Annotated in this window: 14 protein-coding genes; 3 read left to right on the forward strand and 11 right to left on the reverse strand. The window is 73.1% G+C overall.

Features of this window, described 5'->3' with window-relative positions:
* Window positions 1-1,857, reverse strand: a 1,857-nt coding sequence (locus C1A33_RS24550; RefSeq protein WP_133150813.1) for a hypothetical protein, incomplete at its 3' end; no start/stop codon positions are given.
* Window positions 1,858-1,983: 126 nt separating this feature from the next.
* Window positions 1,984-2,631, reverse strand: a complete 648-nt coding sequence (locus C1A33_RS24555) for a flavin reductase family protein (RefSeq protein WP_101833710.1) — start codon at window positions 2,629-2,631, stop codon at window positions 1,984-1,986.
* A gap of 158 nt (window positions 2,632-2,789) precedes the next feature.
* On the opposite strand from C1A33_RS24555, the gene C1A33_RS24560 reads away from it, so the two are divergent.
* Complete coding sequence (locus tag C1A33_RS24560) at window positions 2,790-3,962, forward strand: LLM class flavin-dependent oxidoreductase (protein ID WP_101833712.1); 1,173 nt, start codon at window positions 2,790-2,792, stop codon at window positions 3,960-3,962.
* Window positions 3,963-3,996: 34 nt separating this feature from the next.
* On the opposite strand, the gene C1A33_RS24565 is transcribed toward C1A33_RS24560, so the two are convergent.
* Window positions 3,997-5,823: a sigma-54-dependent Fis family transcriptional regulator gene (locus tag C1A33_RS24565; RefSeq protein ID WP_101833714.1), complete on the reverse strand. Its 1,827-nt coding sequence runs from the start codon at window positions 5,821-5,823 to the stop codon at window positions 3,997-3,999.
* A gap of 171 nt (window positions 5,824-5,994) precedes the next feature.
* Here C1A33_RS24565 and C1A33_RS24570 point away from each other — a divergent pair, with 171 nt between their 5' ends.
* Window positions 5,995-6,828 carry a mycofactocin-coupled SDR family oxidoreductase gene (locus C1A33_RS24570; RefSeq protein WP_101833716.1) on the forward strand — a complete coding sequence of 278 codons (834 nt, stop codon included), beginning with the start codon at window positions 5,995-5,997 and terminating at the stop codon, window positions 6,826-6,828.
* A 125-nt stretch (window positions 6,829-6,953) separates the two neighbouring features.
* Here C1A33_RS24570 and C1A33_RS37575 read toward each other — a convergent pair whose 3' ends face one another.
* The 3 genes from C1A33_RS37575 to nifJ form a co-directional block, all read right to left on the reverse strand.
* Window positions 6,954-7,076 (reverse strand): hypothetical protein, encoded by a 123-nt coding sequence (locus C1A33_RS37575; RefSeq protein WP_279354692.1) that lies wholly within the window; start codon window positions 7,074-7,076, stop codon window positions 6,954-6,956.
* A 195-nt stretch (window positions 7,077-7,271) separates the two neighbouring features.
* Window positions 7,272-7,847, reverse strand: a complete 576-nt coding sequence (locus C1A33_RS24575) for a heme-binding beta-barrel domain-containing protein (protein WP_101833717.1) — start codon at window positions 7,845-7,847, stop codon at window positions 7,272-7,274.
* Between the two features lie 212 nt (window positions 7,848-8,059).
* Window positions 8,060-11,674: a pyruvate:ferredoxin (flavodoxin) oxidoreductase gene (gene nifJ / locus C1A33_RS24580; protein ID WP_101833719.1), complete on the reverse strand. Its 3,615-nt coding sequence runs from the start codon at window positions 11,672-11,674 to the stop codon at window positions 8,060-8,062.
* 119 nt (window positions 11,675-11,793) lie between these two features.
* Between nifJ and C1A33_RS24585 the strand changes: the two genes are divergently transcribed.
* Window positions 11,794-13,878, forward strand: coding sequence for an NAD(+) synthase (locus tag C1A33_RS24585; protein ID WP_101833720.1), 2,085 nt, complete (start codon window positions 11,794-11,796; stop codon window positions 13,876-13,878).
* On the opposite strand, the gene C1A33_RS24590 is transcribed toward C1A33_RS24585, so the two are convergent.
* From C1A33_RS24590 to C1A33_RS24610, 5 genes are all read right to left on the reverse strand, one after another.
* Window positions 13,875-15,200, reverse strand: coding sequence for an MFS transporter (locus C1A33_RS24590; RefSeq protein WP_243407909.1), 1,326 nt, complete (start codon window positions 15,198-15,200; stop codon window positions 13,875-13,877). The genes C1A33_RS24585 and C1A33_RS24590 overlap by 4 nt on opposite strands.
* Window positions 15,201-15,524: 324 nt before the next feature.
* A complete protein-coding gene (locus C1A33_RS37580) occupies window positions 15,525-16,178 on the reverse strand; it encodes a DUF4232 domain-containing protein (RefSeq protein ID WP_101833724.1) in 654 nt (217 codons plus the stop codon).
* A 208-nt stretch (window positions 16,179-16,386) separates the two neighbouring features.
* Window positions 16,387-16,659, reverse strand: a complete 273-nt coding sequence (locus C1A33_RS24600) for a hypothetical protein (RefSeq protein ID WP_101833726.1) — start codon at window positions 16,657-16,659, stop codon at window positions 16,387-16,389.
* Window positions 16,656-17,540 (reverse strand): toxin glutamine deamidase domain-containing protein, encoded by an 885-nt coding sequence (locus C1A33_RS24605; protein WP_101833728.1) that lies wholly within the window; start codon window positions 17,538-17,540, stop codon window positions 16,656-16,658. The genes C1A33_RS24600 and C1A33_RS24605 overlap by 4 nt, the downstream gene beginning before the upstream one ends.
* A gap of 245 nt (window positions 17,541-17,785) precedes the next feature.
* Window positions 17,786-18,688 (reverse strand): PaaI family thioesterase, encoded by a 903-nt coding sequence (locus C1A33_RS24610; RefSeq protein ID WP_165818573.1) that lies wholly within the window; start codon window positions 18,686-18,688, stop codon window positions 17,786-17,788.
* Window positions 18,689-18,768: the final 80 nt, after the last annotated feature.

Below are 18,768 nucleotides of genomic sequence, written 5' to 3' on the forward strand. Positions count from 1 at the left end.
GGCGTCGAGGGCGTACGTCTCGGCGAGGCGCTCGTACATCCAGTCGGCGACCACGTCGGCGGCGGGGTCGCGGCCGAACCAGGTGGGCGGGCTCGCCGTCCGGTCCAGCAGGGCCTCCGCCTCGGGAGGGAGCCACAGGTGCTCGGCGGCGCCGTTCTCCCCGACCCGCTGCGCGGTGATCGAGGTGACGGCCGTGCGGACCGGCGCGACGGACGCCAGGAAGCGCAGCAGCCCGATCCACACCGCGTCCGGATCCGGCAGCGCGGCGACGACCGGCTCCACCGCGGACAGGTAGAGGTTGCCCTCCCGGGCCACGAGCTGCCAGATCAGGAAGGTCGCGAGGCCCATCACGCGTTCGAGCACCTCGTCGCGGCCCGCGGGGCGGCCCTCGACGGGGATGAAGCTGTCGCCGGTGAGCCGGATGTCGGCGTACTCCTTGCTCCGGGGCACCCAGGTGACCTCGTTGGCGGGCACGACGGCGCCGGCGGTGGGCACGAGGTCGTCGCGGGTGATGCCGAGCAGGTCGAGGGCGTGGTGGTGGACCCGTCCGGTGCGGTGCGGGGCGAGGTGGCGCAGTCCGTGATGGGACTGGCCGACATACGCCCGGGTCATCGCCTCGAATCCGCCGGCGATCACCCGTTGGTGGCGGAAGTAGTTCACGCGCGCGCATTCCATCCACAGCCGTAGCGCCGGATGACGGGCGGGCCCGAGGATCACGTCGTTGCTGACGCCGCTCGGCAGCACGTTCAGCGTGAACCCGACGGTCGACGCCGCGACCGCCGCGAACAGCTCCGGCAGCGACGCGGGCACCGGACCCGTGGACGCCGGCCCGGCGAGGTCCGCGGCGGCGCCATCCGGGCCGGCGGGATGCGGGCCGGCGGGATCGGGGCCGGCGTCGAAGCGGATGTCGCCGTCGATGTAAAGGCCACCGAAGGTGTGGACGAGCTCGACGCGCAGGTGGTCGGTGGCGCTGGTGTAGCCGCGGGGACGCTGTTTGGTCATCTCCAGCACGTACTGCGGGTGCAGGTAGAGCGGATGCTCGGCGTGGAACACCTCGTGCACGTTGACGAGGGCCACCCCGGCGTCACGCGCCCACCGGACGACCTGGCGGGCGTCGCCGAACGGGTCGTCGACGCCGGACGGCGGCGCGTCGGGATCCGCGAGCACGGCGGCGGCGCGGGCACGCGGAATGTCCGTCCACAGCACGATGGTCGCCTCGGGGAAACGGCGGGCGGCGGCGGCATAGTGGTCCCGGAACGCCGTGACCTGCGGCATCGGCTGTCCCACCCAGATGCCGTGCACCACGAACGGGATCTCCACCGTCTCCGGCAGCGCCGGCGCCCGCCCCGGACCCGGCGCCGGGTCCGCCTCGGACCCCCCATCGAGCCCCGGCTCCGATCCCGCCCGCACGGTGGCGGCCGGCTGGCCCCAGTACCGCGCCGACGCGGGACGGCGGGCGCGGAACACCGTCGCGGTGTCGGTGTCGAGCGCCGCCGGGGTGAGGTCCGCGGCGGTGGGCGCGGCGCGGGTGAGGCTCAGCCGGCGCAGCAGCGGCCCGACGTGCGCGGGCGGCAGCGCCGCGAGATCGACACCGGCGAGGAACGGCGGCGGCGCCGGCAGACGGCGCAGGCCGAACACGTCGGCCCCCAGCCAGCCGGCGAGCGCCCGCTCGGCGGCCGGGGTGTGCAGTCGTGCGTCGAGCAGCCGCCGCAGCCAGGCCAGCAGGTCAGGCGCCGGCACGGGATGCTGCCAGGCCGGCGCGGCGAGGTCCGCCTCGCGGCACATCAGGGCCGTCAGCCGCAGCCCGGCGCGCATGCTCTCCCGCCGACGCCGGTCGGCGTCCGATTCGTGGGGCACGTGCGCCATTTCCTCACGAACCATCTCGTCGCGCATCAGGTCCGCCACTCACCGCGCAGTCACCGGGCGCCGAGCGGCACGCCCGCGACGCTCAGCCCGGCGGGCCGAGCTCAGCCGCCAGGACCGTCAGACCACCCGGGAGTGCTCGCCGAGACGGTGCCAGGTGCGGTTGTGGTAGACGAGCGGCTCGGAGGACGCCGCGTCCGCCGCCGGGTCACCGGCCGGTGGGGCGCTGGTCCGCAGGGCCTGCACGACGACGACCGTCGAGTCGCCCGCCGACATCCGGTTCACGATGCGGCCGAGGATCCAGGCGTGCGCGCCCGGGAAGTACGGCTCGCCGGTGTCGAGGCGGGCCCACCGGGAGGTGTCGGCGAAGCGGTCGACGCCGCTGGTGGCGCCGAGTTTCGCGAGGTCGAGCTGGCCCGCGCCGAGCAGGTGCACGACGACGGTGGCGGAGCCGAGGATGCCCGGCGCCGCCGACGACGCGCCCGACGCCGAGAAGACCAGCAGCGCCGGTTCGGCGCTGACCGAGAAGACCGATGTCGCCGTCATCCCCACCGGGCCGTCCCCGGGGTCGGCCGTGATGAACGCGACCCCGGCGGGGTGGTTGCGGAACGCGGCCTTGAACTCCGCGGCGCTGACGGACGGCTCGGGCAGGTGACGTGCCACCAGCGGACGCCAGGTCGGCACGTGGTCATCGAGCGGCTCCCTGGCGGTGATCGTGTCGGGCACCGCGGTGTCCTCCCGGCGGGAGTCGGTCGTGAAGCCGTGCATCGGTGCGTCCTCTCCTCGGCGGGGCTGGCTCCACAACAACACGAAACGTGACCTGCACCATGTCGCGGATTGCGACAGAGAGGCGCACGTCACCTTTCCTACCGTCAGTGAGGATTCGGGCGGAGCGCCCGGAAACCCTCGTGGTCGGAGAACCTCACATGGACCAGATCCCGCTAGAGTTCGGCGCGTTCCTCGCGCCGTGGCACCGGGTCGACACCGACACCAACGCCGCCCTCCACCAGGACCTCGACCTGGCGGCGGCGATGGACCGCCTCGGATTCTCCGAGTTCTGGATGGGCGAGCACCACTCGGGCGGCGTCGAGATCGTCGCCGACCCGATGATCTTCCTCGCCGCCGCCTCGCAGCGCACCTCGCGCATCCGGCTGGGTCTCGGGGTGATGTCCCTGCCCTACCACAACCCGTTCCTGCTGGCGGACCGCCTGGTACTGCTCGACCACCTCAGCCGCGGCCGGCTGATGTTCGGCGCGGGCCCGGGACAGCTGGCCGAGGACGCCCGTTACCTCGGCATCGATCCGCTGGAGAACCGCCGCAAGATGGAGCAGTCGCTCGACGTCATCACCCGGCTGCTGCGCGGCGAGACCGTCAGCGAGAAGACCGACTGGTATGACCTGAACGGCGCCTACCTGCAGGTCGCCCCCTATTCGACGATCCACACCGCGGTGACGGCCACGGTGTCGCCGAACGGCCCGAAGCTCGCCGGTCGCCACGGCGCGGGTCTGCTCTCCCTCGCCGCCACCGACCCGGCCGGCGCCGCCGTGCTACGCCAGCACTGGGGCATCGCCGAGGAGATCGCCGCCGAGAACGGCCAGGTCGTGGACCGTCGCCACTGGCGGCTCACCTGCCCGATGCACATCGCCGAGACCGAGGCGAAGGCCCGCGAGAACGCCCGTCACGGCCTGCTGTACCTGATGAACTACCTCTCTCACGTCAGCCCCGGCATGCAGGAGGTTGACGACGTGGACGTCCTCATCGACGGCATCAACACGAGCGGGTTCGGGGTCATCGGGACCCCGGAGATGGCCGTCGAGCAGATCCGGCGTATGCAGGAGAAGTCCGGCGGATTCGGGAAGCTGCTGGTCCTCCACGGCGAGTGGGCCGCCATCGGGCCGAGTATCCGCAGCTTCGAGCTCATCGCCGAGCGGGTCATGCCCGAGTTCAACGGGTCGAAGGCGCGCCGGCAGCGCGGCTACGACGAGACCGTGACCAGCGGCGGGGCGGGCGCGAAGATGACCATGGCTGCCCAGGCCGCGGCGCAGGCACGCTTCGACTCCGAGCGGGCGGCCGCGGCGGCCGGCACCGTGGGATCATGATCCCACGGACTGCTCGTGCGGACGGGGCCGCAGGCTAGAAGGTGTGGCCGGAGAGGTCGAGGCCGAGCGCACGCACCTTGCGGTAGAGGGTCGACCGCGCGATGCCCAGGGCATCCGCGGCCGCCTTCTTGTTGCCGTTCGCGCGCGCCAGCGCCTCCATGAGGGCCTGGGCCTCGACCCGTTCCAGGCCATGCAGCGGCCGGCGGGCGGCCCTGGCCCGAATGACCGCGGGAAGCGCGGCGGCCGTCACCCGTTCCGTCGCCGGCCCGGCGGCCACCGCGCGCACGAGAGCCTCGAGTCCGGCGACGTTCGCCGGCCAGGTCGCCCGGGTGACGATCTGGACCGCCTCCGACGTCCACCGCTGGCGGCGCAGGCCGCCGGTCGCCCGCCAGGTGAGCTCCTCCAGCAACGGCGCGATGTCATCGGTACGGTCCGCGAGGGCGGGGACGTCGACCGTCACGTCGAAAAGGTCCAGCGCCGGCGTCTCGGCGGCGGACGGCTGCTGGGTGCAGGTGGCGACCACCGTGACGCCCCGCTCGCGGGCGAAGTCCAGCGCCCCCGCCAGCACCGGCTGCTCGCCCTCGCCCACGTGCTGGACGTGGCGCAGCAGCACCGCCGCGCGATCGTCGCCGTCGGCCGCGGCGATCGCCGTGCGCAGGCCGGCCGCCCAGCCGCCGGGCGCACCGACCGCACCGGCTCCACCGGCGGGGGTCGCGGCCAGGTCGACCACGCGGAGGTCCGTGATGCCCCGACCCGCGAGCCAGGCCCGGGCGATCACACTCTTGCCGCTGCCCCGCTCCCCGAGCAGGACCACACGGCCCGCCTCGACGCCGGCAAGTCGCCGGCGCAGCGCGGTCCACGCGGCGCTGCGCCCGACCAGGTCCGGCAGGTCCGCGACGGTGCTGGTGGCGGGTAAGGCGTCGACGCCGGCACACGGCGGCGCGGTCGCCCTCGCGCGCAGGCGCACGAGAGCGCCGACGGCGATCCCGCCGTCGACGACGGCCTCCGTGCTCATCGAGACCGCGCTGCCGTCGGACAGGACGAGCCGGTCCGTCCCGGCGCCACCGCCGCCCTGGCGCACCCACCGCCCCGCGCGTTCCCACAGCAGGGCCTGGTCCTGTGGGCCGAGCATCCGCGACGCCTTGGCGTTGGTCACGATGGTGCGCTCGTCCAGGCAGACGACGGCCTGGCCGTTGTCGTGGTTGGCACGCAGGTAGGCGGCCAGCAGCGCCTGCTCGTGCGTGCTCATCGCCCCGGTGAGGTTGCGCTCGATCTCGGCGGCGAGCTCGCAGACCCAGGCGAGCAGCAGGGGCGAGGTCTGGTCGTGGGCGCAGGTCAGGTCGATGGTGCCGATGATCCGCCGGGTCAGCGGATGGCGGATCGGGGCTCCCACACAGGTCAGCTGCAGCGACTCGGCGAAGAAGTGCTCCGGGCCCGCGATGAGCGCCGGCCGGCCGGTCTCCAGGACCATCCCGCCGCTGTTGGTGCCGATGGTGCGCTCGGCGAAGGAAAAGCCGGGAAGCACGTCGTGATGGTCGAGGCGGCGGCGGAAGCCGACGTGCTCGACGTAGCGCAGCAGCAGCCGGCCGGTGTGGTCGGTGAGACAGATACTCGCCGTGGTGTCGGCCAGGTGGTGGCGCCGCGTCTCCGTCACCGCCTGGGTCGCCCGGATGAGCTGCTCGGCCTCGCCCGGCTCGGCGTAGGTCGGGCGAGACCGCTCCGGCTCGAGCCCGTAGCCGAGCGAGCGACGCCAGGAGGCGAGGATGTCGGCGCGGACGCCGGGCAGGCGCTCGACGTCACCGCCGCTGCCCAGAAAACGCTCGCGGCTGCGGTAGACGGCTCGCGCCTGGTCGTCAAGCATCGACTGCGTCCCTCCGGAACATGCCCTCTGAACTGCGACATTGCCATGATGTGAACCTACTGACATTGTGTCAAGAAGGTCCTGCTGTCGCGAATTGCGACAGTCGCGGGGCACGGTCACTCCCTTAGCCTCAACGGCGCCGCACGCACCGGAACGATCAGGGGAGACACGATGAGCGGACGCGTCGAGGGCAAGGTCGCCTTCATCACCGGAGCCGCCCGCGGGCAGGGCCGCAGCCACGCCGTCCGGCTCGCGCAGGAGGGCGCGGACATCATCGCGATCGATCTCAACGAGGCGATCCCCGGCACCGGCTCGCCCGGTGCGACCGACGAGGACCTCGAGGAGACCGTCGCCGCCGTGCAGGCGCAGGGCAGGCGCATTCTCGCCAGCAGGGCGGACGTCCGCGACTTCGCCGCCATCAGGGCGGCCGTGGACGTGGGCGTGGCCGAGTTGGGGCGCCTCGACATCGTCAGCGCCAACGCCGGTATCGCCTCGCTGCCGCACCTCACGCACGAGCTGGCGGAGGAGACCTGGCAGACGATGATCGACATCAACCTGACCGGCGTCTGGCACACCGCGAAGGCGACGATCCCGCACCTGATCGCCGGGGGCCGGGGAGGCGCGCTGGTGCTCACCAGCTCGGCGGCGGGACTCAAGGCGTACGCGAACATCGCCCACTACGTCTCGGCCAAGCACGGCGTCGTCGGGCTCATGAAGACCCTCGCCGTCGAGCTCGCGCCGCACCTGATCCGGGTCAACAGTCTGCACCCGACGCAGGTGAACACCCCGATGATCCAGAACCCGGCGACCTACGAGCTGTTCACCGGCGACCCGAACGCGACCCGGGAGGACTTCGCGCCGGTGTCGCAGGCGACGAACGCGCTGCCGGTGCCGTGGGTCGAGCCCGAGGACGTCAGCAACGCGCTGCTGTGGCTGGCCTCGGACGAGGCCCGCTACGTCACCGGCGTCGCCCTGCCGATCGACGCCGGCACCGTCCTCAAGTGACCGCTGCGGCCGGGGCGCGCGGGCAGCGGGCGTTCTGATCGCGGTGGGCCTGGCGGTGACGGTTCTGCTGCGCTACACGCCGTTCGCCGCTGGGCGCAGGCGCTCGGGGCCAACGAGAGCGCGGCCTACCTCGCCGGCGTCCCGGTCCGGCGGATCAAGATCGCCGCCGCCGGCGAGGCGGGCGCGGCCATCCAGGCGAGATCGGCGACCGTCACGACGAGCCGGGCGGCGATCGCCTCCGCCTCCAAGCCGGAGTCGAGGGCGCAAGGGCCGCCTCGCCGGCGAGATCAGTGGCGCACCGCTGTCCGAGGAGTCGATCCTCCACGCGATCGCCTGACGGACCCGGCCACCCCAGCCACCCCGTCCGTGGCGGCGCGAGCGAGGACAGGGTGGCCGGGCTCGTCCGCCGGGCTCGGGCTGGCACTACCTGCCGAACCCGCCGATCAGGCGTCGGGCACGGGGCGCAGGGTGTTGCGGTCGGTGTGGGCCACCGGGGCGCCGGGAACCCGCACGTGGGTGATGGTGGTGGTGGAGTCGTAGGACCAGGTGCCGTCGGGGTTCGCGGTGATCGCGACCTCGTAGAGCGTGGTCTTCGCGGCCCGGTCGAGGTACGGGTTGGACAGGATGCCGTAGGTGACGGAGCCGAGCTCGGCGCGCAGGGTGAAGCTGGTCGCGTCGGGCGCGGCGGCACCGCCGGCGATGAGGGTCTGGCCGCGCGGCACCATGAACGAGCGCAGCACGTGGCCGAGCTCGGCGTCCCACAGCCAGTAGCCGACCTCGGTGTGGAACGGGTTCTCCTCGCCGGTGCGCCAGGCGGCCATCCGGTAGTCGAGGCCGTAGAGGTGCTGGGTGCCGTTGTCGACGGGGCCGAACGGCTTGAGGGTGACCCGCTCCCGGTAGGGAGTCGTGATCATCGAGCCCTCGACGTTCCCGAAGGCGACGTCGACGCCCTGGTCACCCTCCCACTCGCCGGCCAGGGCTGCCAGCGGGCCCCACTCGGGCCCAACCTTCTCGGTCAACGCCGAAACCTCCTCGTCAGGTCCTGCTGAGCAGAACTGTGCCACCCGCGGGCCGCGGGTGGGGTCGATACGTGTCTCGCCGAAGCAAGCTCACCGTATGGGTAGGAACCGTATGGGCAGGACATGTCGGACTGGGAAACGGGGAGATCGCGCACCGGTGCCGAGGGAGCGGGTCAGGCCCCGGCACCGGTGCGCCCCGCCACGCGGCTGGGTCAGGCCGGCGTGGCGGGCGTGTGGGGCGCCGCCGCCTCGTGCTCGTAGTTCGCCCAGCGTTCCTCGATGTCCTGCTGGGCGAGTTCGGTCAGGCGGGCGGCGGCGTCGGGGGCGACCGCGCCGAGCCGCGTGAAGCGCGTCTCGGTCGCGGCGAACTCGGCGAACGGCATCGACGGCTTGCGCGAGTCGAGGCTGAACGGCGCCTCGGACCGCGGGTCGTAGCGGTAGAGCGGCCAGTAGCCCGAGCGCACGGCGGCGCGCTGGTGGCTGAGGCCCTCGGTCATGTCGATGCCGTGGGCGATGCAGTGGCTGTAGGCGACGATGAGCGACGGGCCCTCCCAGCTCGCGGCCTCGGTGAACGCGCGCACGGTGTGCCGGTCGTTGGCGCCGAGGGCGACCTGGGCGACGTACACGTCGCCGTAGGCGGCGGCGATGAGGCCGAGGTCCTTCTTGCGGGTGCGCTTGCCGCCGCCGGCGAACTTCGCGACGGCGCCGCGCGGCGTCGACTTGGACGCCTGCCCGCCCGTGTTCGAGTACACCTCGGTGTCGAGGACGAGCACGTTGACGTTGCGCCCGGAGGCGAGCACGTGGTCGAGGCCTCCGAAACCGATGTCGTAGGCCCAGCCGTCGCCGCCGACGATCCACACCGCCCGCTCGACGAGGTCGTCGAGCAGCGGGTCCAGACGCCTGTAGATCCGCGGATCGGCGGTGGCGGCGGTGGCGGCGGTGGCGAGGCGGCGGCGCAACTCGGCGACGCGCTCGCGCTGGGCGGCGATGCCGGCGTCGGTGCTCTGGTCGGCGCCGAGGATGTCGTCGACGAGCTGGTCGCCGGTGAGGGCGGGCGCGACGTCGCGCAGCAGGCGGCGGGCCTCGCGGGCGCGGGCGTCGAGGGCCAGGCGCATGCCCAGGCCGAACTCGGCGTTGTCCTCGAACAGCGAGTTCGCCCAGGCGGGGCCGCGGCCGTCGGGGCCGGTCGTCCACGGCGTCGTCGGCAGGTTCCCGCCGAAGATCGACGAGCAGCCGGTGGCGTTGGCCACCACGATGCGGTCGCCGTAGAGCTGGGTGAGCAGCTTCAGGTAGGGCGACTCGCCGCAGCCGGCGCAGGCCCCGGAGAACTCGAACAGCGGCAGCCGCAGCTGCGAGCCGCGCACGTCGTCGCCGGGCACCAGGGTCGGGTCGAACGCCGGCAGCGTCTCGAAGAACGCCCAGCCGGCGCGCTCCTCCGCCAGGCGCGGCGCGGCGTCGACCATGTCGAGGGCCCTGTGCTCGCGGTCGTCCTTGCTGACGGCCGGGCACACCTTCGCGCACAGGCTGCACCCGGTGCAGTCGTCCGGGGCGACCTGAACGCTCACCCGCAGCCCGGCCAGGTCCTTCTCCTTCGGCTCCCGCGACTTGAAGGTGGCGGGCGCGTCGGCGAGCAGCGCCGGGTCGTAGGCGCTCATCCGGATCGCGGCGTGCGGGCAGACCATCGCGCACTTGCCGCAGTTGATGCACAGCTCGGCGTCCCAGACGGGCAGCTCGCGGGCGATGGCGCGCTTCTCGTAGCGGGCCGTTCCGACCGGGAAGGTCCCGTCGACCGGCAGGGCGCTGACGGGCAGCAGGTCCCCCTCCCCCGCCATGATCCGCGCGGTGACCTCCTTCACGAACACCGGCACGTCCGCGGCGGCGCCCCCGACACCGGCACCGTCGAGCAGGCCTGTCTCTGCGCCGACGGCGACGCCGAGCCGGCGCGCCGGGCGGTGGCCGACCGTCCGCTCACGCAGATCCACCTCGGCGAGCGCGCCGAGGGAGGCGTCGACGGCGGCGTAGTTGCGGGCGAGCACCGCCTCACCGCGCTTGCCCTGGGCGACGCGGATCGCGTCCTTGACCGCCGCCACCGCCTTCGCCGGCTCCAGCAGGCCGGACAGGGCCAGGTAGCAGGTCTGCAGGACGGGGCTGACGATGCCGGGCAGGCCCGCCTCGCGGGCGACCCGGTCGGCGTCGACGACGAACAGCCGCCCGCCGCCGTCGAGCAGATGGCGCTGCGCGTTCGTCGGCAGGTGCGCCCACACCTCGTCCGCGCCGTACGGGCTGTTGATGAGCACGGTGGCGCCGGGCGCGGCGACGGCGAGCACGTCGACCCGCTCCAGCAGCGAGAACTGGTGCACGCCGACGTACTGGGCGTCCCGGATCAGCCAGGGGGCGTCGATGGGCCGCGGGGACAGCCGCAGGTGCGAGACGGTCATCGACCCGGACTTCTTCGAGTCGAAGACGAAGTAGGCCTGGGCGTGCAGGTCGGTGTGGTCGGCGACGATGCCGGCGGTGGCCCGGGTGGCGCCGACGGTGCCGTCGCTGCCCAGGCCGTAGTACACGGCGCGGCGCACGTCGCCGGGCTCGCCGAAGTCGGCGTCGTCGACGGGCGGCAGCGACAGGTGGGTGACGTCGTCGTGGATGCCGACGGTGATCTCGCGGCGCGGCTCGTCCCGGGCGAGCTCGGCGAACACCGCCGCGGCCATCTCCGGGGTGAACTCCTTCGACGCGAGCCCGTAGCGACCGCCGATGACCCGCGGCATCGGCGCCGGCCCCGTCCGCTCGGCGAGGGCGGCGAGGACGTCGAGGCGCAGCGGCTCGCCGACGGACCCCGGCTCCTTCGTCCGGTCGAGGACGGCGACGGCGCGCACGGTCGCGGGCATGGCGGCGAGCAGCGCGGCGGTGTCGAACGGCCGGTAGAGACGGATCTGCACACAGCCGACCCGTTCGCCGCGGGCGACGAGCGCGTCGACGGCGTCACGCACCGCGGAGCGCCCCGAACCCATGATGACCACGACCCGCTCGGCCTGCGGATGACCGTGGTACTCGACGATCCGGTAGCGCCGTCCGGTGGCCGCGGCGAGGGAGTCCATCGCCTGCTGGACGAGTGCCGGGACGGCGGCGTGGTAGACGTTGGCGGCCTCGCGGGCCTGGAAGAACGTGTCCGGGTCCTGGGTGGTGCCGCGGATGACGGGATGGTCGGGGTTCAGCGCCCGGCGGCGGTGGGCCTCGATGTGGCCGGCGTCGAACAGGGCATCGAGGGTCGTGTCGTCGATCTCGGTGACCTCGCCGAGCTCGTGCGAGGTGCGGAAGCCGTCGAAGAAGTGCAGGAACGGGACCCGGCTGGCCAGGGTGGCCGCGTGCGCGACGGCGGCGAGGTCGTGCGCCTCCTGCGGGGAGGCGGAGGCGAGCATCGCGAAGCCGGTCGTGCGGGCGGCCATCACGTCGCTGTGGTCACCGAAGATGGACAGCGCGTGGGTGGCGATCGTGCGGGCGGCGACGTGCAGGACCATCGGCGTGAGCTCGCCGGCGATCTTGAACATGTTCGGCAGCATCAGCAGCAGGCCCTGCGACGCGGTGAACGTCGTGGACAGCGCCCCGGCCTGCAGCGCGCCGTGCACGGCGCCGGCCGCGCCGCCCTCGCTCTGCAGCTGCACGACCTCGGGGACGGCGCCCCACAGGTTGGGCCGTCCCTTCGCCGCCCAGGCGTCGGCGAGTTCGCCCATCGCGGACGCCGGGGTGATCGGGTAGATCGCGATCACCTCGCTCGCCCGGTAGGCCACGGACGTTGCGGCCTCGTTCCCATCGATCGTCTTCTGACCCATGCCGTCCAGGGTCGCCTCGCCGATGCGGCGGAGACGAGGGACCTCCTTCCCCCGTCGGCGGCCGGAAGAGCCCGGCACGATCGCGCCTCCCGGTTGCACCGGCCGGTAGCGTCGGGTGCGTGAGCCAGGGCGAGTCGGGAAGCGGACGGGATTTCGGCGCCATCCACAGCCACGGGCTGGTGCGCGTCGCGGCGGCGACGCCGCTGGTGGCGACGGCGGATCCGGCGCGCAATGCCGAGGCGACGATCGCGCTGGCCCTGGAGGCGGGCGCGGCCGGCGTGGACGTCGTCGTCTACCCGGAGCTGGGCCTGTCCGCCTACGCGCTCGACGATCTGCACATGCAGGAGGCGCTGCTCGGCGAGGTCGAGCGCGCCGTGGCCACGGTGTGTGAGGCGAGCGCGGAGCTCGGGCCGGTGCTGCTGGTCGGGGCGCCGCTGCGGCGCGGCGGGCGGCTCTACAACACGGCGCTGGTGATCTCGCGCGGGCGGCTGCTCGGCGTCGTACCGAAGACCTACCTGCCGAACTCGCGGGAGTACTACGAGAAGCGCTGGTTCGCCTCGGGCGCGGGCACCGACGGGGGTGAGATCACGGTGGCGGGGCGCACGGCGCCGTTCGGGACGGACCTCGTCTTCGCCGCCTCCGACCTCGCCGATCTGGTCGTCGGGGTGGAGATCTGCGAGGACTACTGGGCGCCGGTGCCGCCGTCGTCGTTCGCGGCGCTGGCCGGGGCGACGCTGCTGGCGAACCTGTCGGCGTCGAACATCGTCGTCGGCAAGGCGGCGGTGCGCGCGTCGCTGTCCGCGGCGCAGTCGGTGCGGGCGATGGCGGCCTACGTGTACTCGGCGGCGGGGACCGGCGAGAGCACGACGGACCTGGCCTGGGACGGGCAGGGCACGATCCACGAGCTCGGGGACCTGCTCGCCGAGTCGGAGCGGTTCGCCGACGGGCCGCAGCTCGTCGTCGCCGACGTCGACCTCGCCCGGGTGCGCCTGGAGCGGATGCGCACGCCGACGTTCGGGGACGCGGCGGTGTTCGCTGGGGAGCCGTCACGGCGTTTTCGCACGGTCCGGTTCGATCACCGGCCGCACCGGCGGGACGTCGGGCTGCGCCGTCACCAGCGGCGGTTCCCGTTCGTGCCGGACACCCCCGAGCGGCTCGACCTCGACTGCTACGAGGCGTTCAACATCCAGGTGCACGGGCTGGTGCGCCGGGTGCGGGCGACCGGCGGCGGCCGGATGGTGATCGGCGTGTCCGGTGGGCTGGACTCGACACACGCGCTGATCGTCGCGGCGAAGGCGTGTGACCTGCTCGGCGTGCCGCGCACGTCGATCCTGGGGTACACGCTGCCCGGCTTCGCGACGTCGGAGGAGACGAAGGCGAACGCGTGGGCGTTGATGCGGGCGCTCGGGGTGACAGCGGCGGAGATCGACATCCGCCCGGCGGCGCGCCAGCTGCTGGGTGACCTCGGGCATCCGGCGGCGGCCGGGGCGGCCCAGTACGACATCACCTACGAGAACGTGCAGGCCGGGCTGCGCACCGACTACCTGTTCCGGCTCGCGAACCTGCAGGGCGGGTTCGTCGTCGGCACCGGCGACCTCAGCGAACTGGCGCTGGGCTGGTGCACGTACGGCGTCGGCGACCAGATGAGCCACTACGCCGTCAACGCCGGCGTCCCGAAGACGCTGATCCAGTACCTGATCCGCTGGACGGTCAGCTCCGGGCAGGTCGACGACGCCACCGGCCGGCTGCTCACCGCGATCCTGGACACCGAGATCTCCCCGGAGCTGGTGCCCGCCGACGCCGAGACCGGCGCGATGCAGAGCACCCAGGACCGGATCGGCCCCTACGAGCTGCACGACTTCTTCCTGTTCCACGTGCTGCGCTACGGGCTGCCGCCGTCGACGGTGGCGTTCCTCGCCTGGCACGCCTGGCGCGACGCGGGCACCGCCGGCTGGCCCGCCGGCTTCCCCGCCGCGGACCGGCACGCCTACGACCTGCCGACGATCGAGCGCTGGCTGCGGGAGTTCCTGGTCCGTTTCTTCGCCGTGTCGCAGTTCAAGCGCTCGGCGCTGCCGAACGGCCCGAAGGTCTCCTTCGGCGGCTCCCTGTCCCCCCGTGGCGACTGGCGAGCCCCCTCCGACGCGAGCGCCGCCGCCTGGCTCGCCGAACTCGACCGCAACGGCCCACGGCGCCAGCGGGGCTAGCGGGGCTCCGGCGGGAGGCCGGGGTGGCGGCGGGCGGCGAGGACCGCGGCGCCGCCGGCCGCGGCGAGAACGGCGGCGACCAGGTAGGCGACGACGAACGGCCCGGCATGCACCGCGTCGCCGACGATCGCCGACAGCAGGCTCATCCCGATCACCGCGCCGATCTGCAGCGAGGTCTGCTGCAGGGAGCTGGCCAGGCCGAAGCTGTCGGCGGGTGCGGCGTTGCCGGTGATGACCAGCAGCGGCGGCTGCGCGTGCCCGAACGCCAGCCCGCTGACGATCAGCCCGGCGATGACGACGCCCAGCAGGTCAAGGCGGGTGCCCAGCGCCAGCAGGACGAGGGCGATCGCGTACCCGGCGCCGGCGACGGCGGCGAGCGTCCGGGCCGACATGACCCCGCCGAGCCGGCTCGCCGACGGCGCGGCCAGCGCGATCGACAGCGTGCGGGCCATCGTCACCACCGACGTCAGCGCCACCGACAGCCCGAACACGCCTTCCAGGAGCAGCGGGGTGACCAGGAAGTTCCCCAGGTGCGCCGCGCCGAAGAGGAACGAACTGGCGCCGGCGGCGCGGATGTCGCGCTCGACGAGCAGCTCGGTGGGGATCACCGGCGTGCGGGTACGCCGCTCGACGAGCATGAGCAGCCACAGCAGCAGCGGGACGGCGACCAGCAGGCCGATGACGATCGGCCGGAACCCCCAGCTGGCGGCCCGGTTGACGCCGAACGTCAACGCGAACGTGGCCGCCGCGAGTACGACGGCGCCGGCGCGGTCCAGGGTGATCCCGCGGTCGCCACTGTCGTGCGGCAGGATCCGCGCCGCCGCGACCAGTGCACCGAGCGCCAGCGCCGCCTGGATGAGGAACAGCGGCCGCCAGCCGATCGAGTCGATCACCAGGCCGCCGACCGCGAGCCCCGTCACCGACGCCCCCGACAGCACCCCCGACGCCATCGCCGAGGGCCGGACCCGCTCCTGCGGCGGGAAGGCGTGGAACAGCATCGCGAACGACGCCGGAATCGTCGCCGCGCCCGCCACCTGCGCCGCCGCCCGGAACGCGATGAGCGAGAGCGGATCCCAGGCCACCGCCGTGGCCACCGAGAACACCACGGCGAGCACCGAGCCGACGAGGAACGTGCGCCGATGGCCGCGGATGTCGCCGACCCGGCCGAGGATCGGCATGGCCACCGCCTGGGCGAGCATCGCCCCGGTCACAGACCAGGCGATGAGGTCGACGCTGCTGTGCAGATCACCCGCCACCGTGCGGATCGACACGGACAGCACCGTCGCCGTGAACGTCGTCGCGAACATCCCCGCCAGGCACACATAGAGGATCAGCCGCCGGTCAGGATCTCCGCCGGCGCGCGGGGACGAATTCCGCGAATATGCCGGATTTTTCGCTTCTGCAGCGGAAACGGCCTGAATCGTCGTCTCTTCGGCCGCGACCACCGGCCGGGGCGCGGGCGGTGGGGTCGGGATGGCTCGCCGCGGGTCCTGGTCCTGCGTGAACACCCGAACTCCCCTCCAGCACCCGCGCCGCAAACCCTCCGATCGTCAACTGTCGGTCCGCGTCAGCGCAACCAGTTGCTCCGTGCTCGTCCCGTTGTTATTGGGTGGCGCTGATCTGTGCCCGCTACATCCCTTTGGAGGCTATTTCGGATAGGCGGCGAAGGCCATGATCCACGTGCCGGGATGGGTGGCGCCGGACTGGTCGAGGACGGGGCCGGCGTCCCAGGTGAGCGGCGTCGAGGTGGTGGTGTCGGGCGGGGTGACGAGGACACGGACCGCGTCGAACGCGCCGTCCGCGCCCGGTGAGACGGTCAGGTAGCGCAGGTTCGCCCGGGTCTGCCCGCCCGGGGCGAGCACGATCCGGCTGGGCCGGACGAGTGGTGAGCGCACCACGTCGTAGGTGGACCCGTCTCGCGCTACCAGCTCGACGCCCGGATACCCGGTGACGGCGCAGCTCCGCGACGACCGGTTCGTGAGGATCACCGGGCGCTCGTGCTGGTCGCCCGTGTTCACGTGGGCCGCCCCGAGCGTCACGGTCAACTCCCCCGCCGCGCATCGCGCCGCCGCCCGTCCGGCCGGCGCCGCCGAGCCTCCGCCGACAGCCGCCGTCACTCCGGTCGCCGTGGCCCCGGTGGCCCCGGGCGCTGTCGTGCTCGGTCCCGGTCCCGCGGGACCCGACCCGCTCACGGTCGCGGCGGTCGAGCCGCCACAGGCAGCAAGCGAAACGCCGAGCAGAACCGCCAGCGGCCCGGCCGCCGCACCGGCGACGGCGGAGCGAAGCGGGAGACGTCGCATCGCGCGTCCTCATCCTCAGGAGCCCGCGATCTCCACGCCACACGCCACCGCCGCCGACCAGCGCGGGCTCCGACCACCCGGCGACGCCACGCAGCGTATGCGCCCCATCAACCTCCGGCAGATCGGAAGCGCGACACCCCCGCGTCACCCGTGTAGTCGGCCAGCCGACGCCGCCGCGGCGCCGCGCGAGCGGTCCCGCCCAGGAAGCTCAGGTCGACTCTGCTCGGCCCTTGGCTACGACGGATTCGTAGTCGGTCAGGATCCGGTCCGTCGGGACGCGCGTCGGGAAACGGACGATCCGTCCGGAGTTCTTTTCAATCACCCGGCCCAGCGAGCCCACAAACGAGTCGCCGAGGTAGCCCGTCTCGTTGATGAGCCACCCCTGCGGGAACTCGATGAGACTCCAGGGCCGCTCCCGGTCGTCGCTGGACCGCCCGAGCAGCGCCGCGGCTATCTCCCGTGCCCTTCTCTCGTCAATCACGCGTCGTCCTCCCGAACCGGCCTGCCGTCGCCGTCAAAAAGGATGGAATAGTAGTGTGCTATCCGTCGATCGGAGAAGCCGGTGATCGCCTCGGTGGGCGGCCACGGTTCAGCCGCCCCCTCCTGCCCGTCGACTGCCAGGACGCGGCCGCCGTCGTTCACCGCGTTGAACCAGTGCGCACCGCCCGTTCTCCAGCGCACGAGTACCAGCGCGGAGCTACCGGGACCGGCATTCTGGAGATCGCGTTCAATACCCGCGGAACTCGTGCGTCGCTCCGTGGATCCGGCCCATTCCCGCATGCGGTCAATGGACTCTCCCTGCACCTCGGGGTCGGCAAGAGCCGCCGCCGTCGACGGCTCGCCTCGCCAGCTCAGCTCGACCGCCCGTGTGCACTCGCCACAGTTGTAGCCACGCCCGTCCGCCTCGGGCTCCGGATTGACCTCTCGAACCCACTCGGCCGGAGCCCGGCGCCCACCCGCTACGTCGGACTTCGGCTCAGGCAGCAGGTACTCCCCCGGATATCGCCGCCAGACGTCATCCATACCCTTCGCAACATGATCGGGGATCACCCGTCCAGCGGGCTTCTCAGACGCATCCTGTTCGGCGGCGCCTTGCCCGGCACGGCGATGCGTTTCGTCGGCTCCGCCGATCCCATCGCCTTTCGCGATGCTTTCTGGGGCTTTGCCCGCTGCGTCACGGTCGAGCGCGTCGGACTTCGCGACGGCGCCGGCGAGTTCGGGGAGCCGTGACACCTGCGACTCAGTCGGCTCGTCCAGGCCATCCAACAGCCGTAGCTTTGCATCAAGCGCACGGGTCCGCGCGATCTCGGGCGGCGGAAGCCCGGACGGGGCATCCCCGCCCTTCGGTACATCAGCGGACATCGGAGCTCACGGAATCAGTATCGTCACCCCGCCCCGGGTAACGCGCAGCAAAACGGGATGGCGACCACAGGCCGTTCTCGTTATCGCGGCTCTCACCTGCCTGTCCGCGCTGTCCCAGGGCACGGCCACCACATATCGGCAGGGCGACGATCTCTTCCGGAGTTCCACCTCTGTGCCCGCACGGACACATTCTCTTCCGCCCGCGCACAGAGGCCGACGCGGAAGCCGACGCGCCGGGCGGGGAGTCAGCGAAGGCGGGAGGCGCGGGCGAGGACGAGGGTGCGGCCGGCGGCGTCGGCGACGACGGCGCGGGCCACGGCGAAGCGTCGGCCGGGGTGCTCGACCTCGGCGGTCGCGGTGAGGGCGGAGCCGTCGCCGGGGATCGAGCGGACGAAGGTGAAGTCGAACGTCTCGCCGTCGACGGCGGCGCCCGCGGGGGTGGGCGAGGCCTCGTCCAGCGCGGCGGACATCGCGCGCTCCGCGAGCATGGCCAGCACGCCGCCCTGGATCTGGCCGCGGGAGTTGATCAGGCTGGGATCGGCCACGGCGGTCAGGGTCGCGGCCGCGGCGCAGACGTCGGCCGTCCGCAGGCGCAGGTACGGGCGCCAGTCCGGCGAGGAGGTGGTGGTGGTCGGGTCGGGCGCGGCGAGGGGCGCGGAGACAGGCGCCGGGCGCGGCGACGGCGGCACGGTGAGCAGCGCGCACTTCGTCGAGACGTACGCGATCACCGCCCCGCCCTCGGCCTCGACCACCTCGCCGCTGGAGATGACGCTGCGGGCGCTGGCGTGGTCGACACGGCCCCACAGGTGCAGCCGCTCGCCCGCCGGCCGGCCGAGCCGCAGGAAGTGCGCGTGGATCTCCAGTGTCGTCATCACCTTGCCGGCGGGCACGGTGGACGCCACGGCCGAGCCGAGCGCGCCGTCGATGGCGATGAACAGGGTGCCGGGCGCCAGCCGGCCGGCCTCGTCCAGGATCCGCCCGTCGACCCGCTGCGCGTACACCGCGTGCCCGGGGGCCACCTCGGTGATCCGGGTGCCGAAGTACCGGTGGGCGGGGATGAGATCGGCCCCGGCAGCCACCGTGGCCCGCAGGCGGGCCAGGTGTGGCGAGCTCTCGTCGACCGGCGCGCTGTCCAGGGTGTCTGTCATGGCCTTTCGGACGCTACCGAGAAGCCGGTTTCCACGCATCCGATCGACGCGGGCGGCAGACGACGCGCGACAGGCGGCGC

The organism is Frankia canadensis (assembly GCF_900197875.1).
GTDB lineage: Bacteria > Actinomycetota > Actinomycetes > Frankiales > Frankiaceae > Frankia > Frankia canadensis.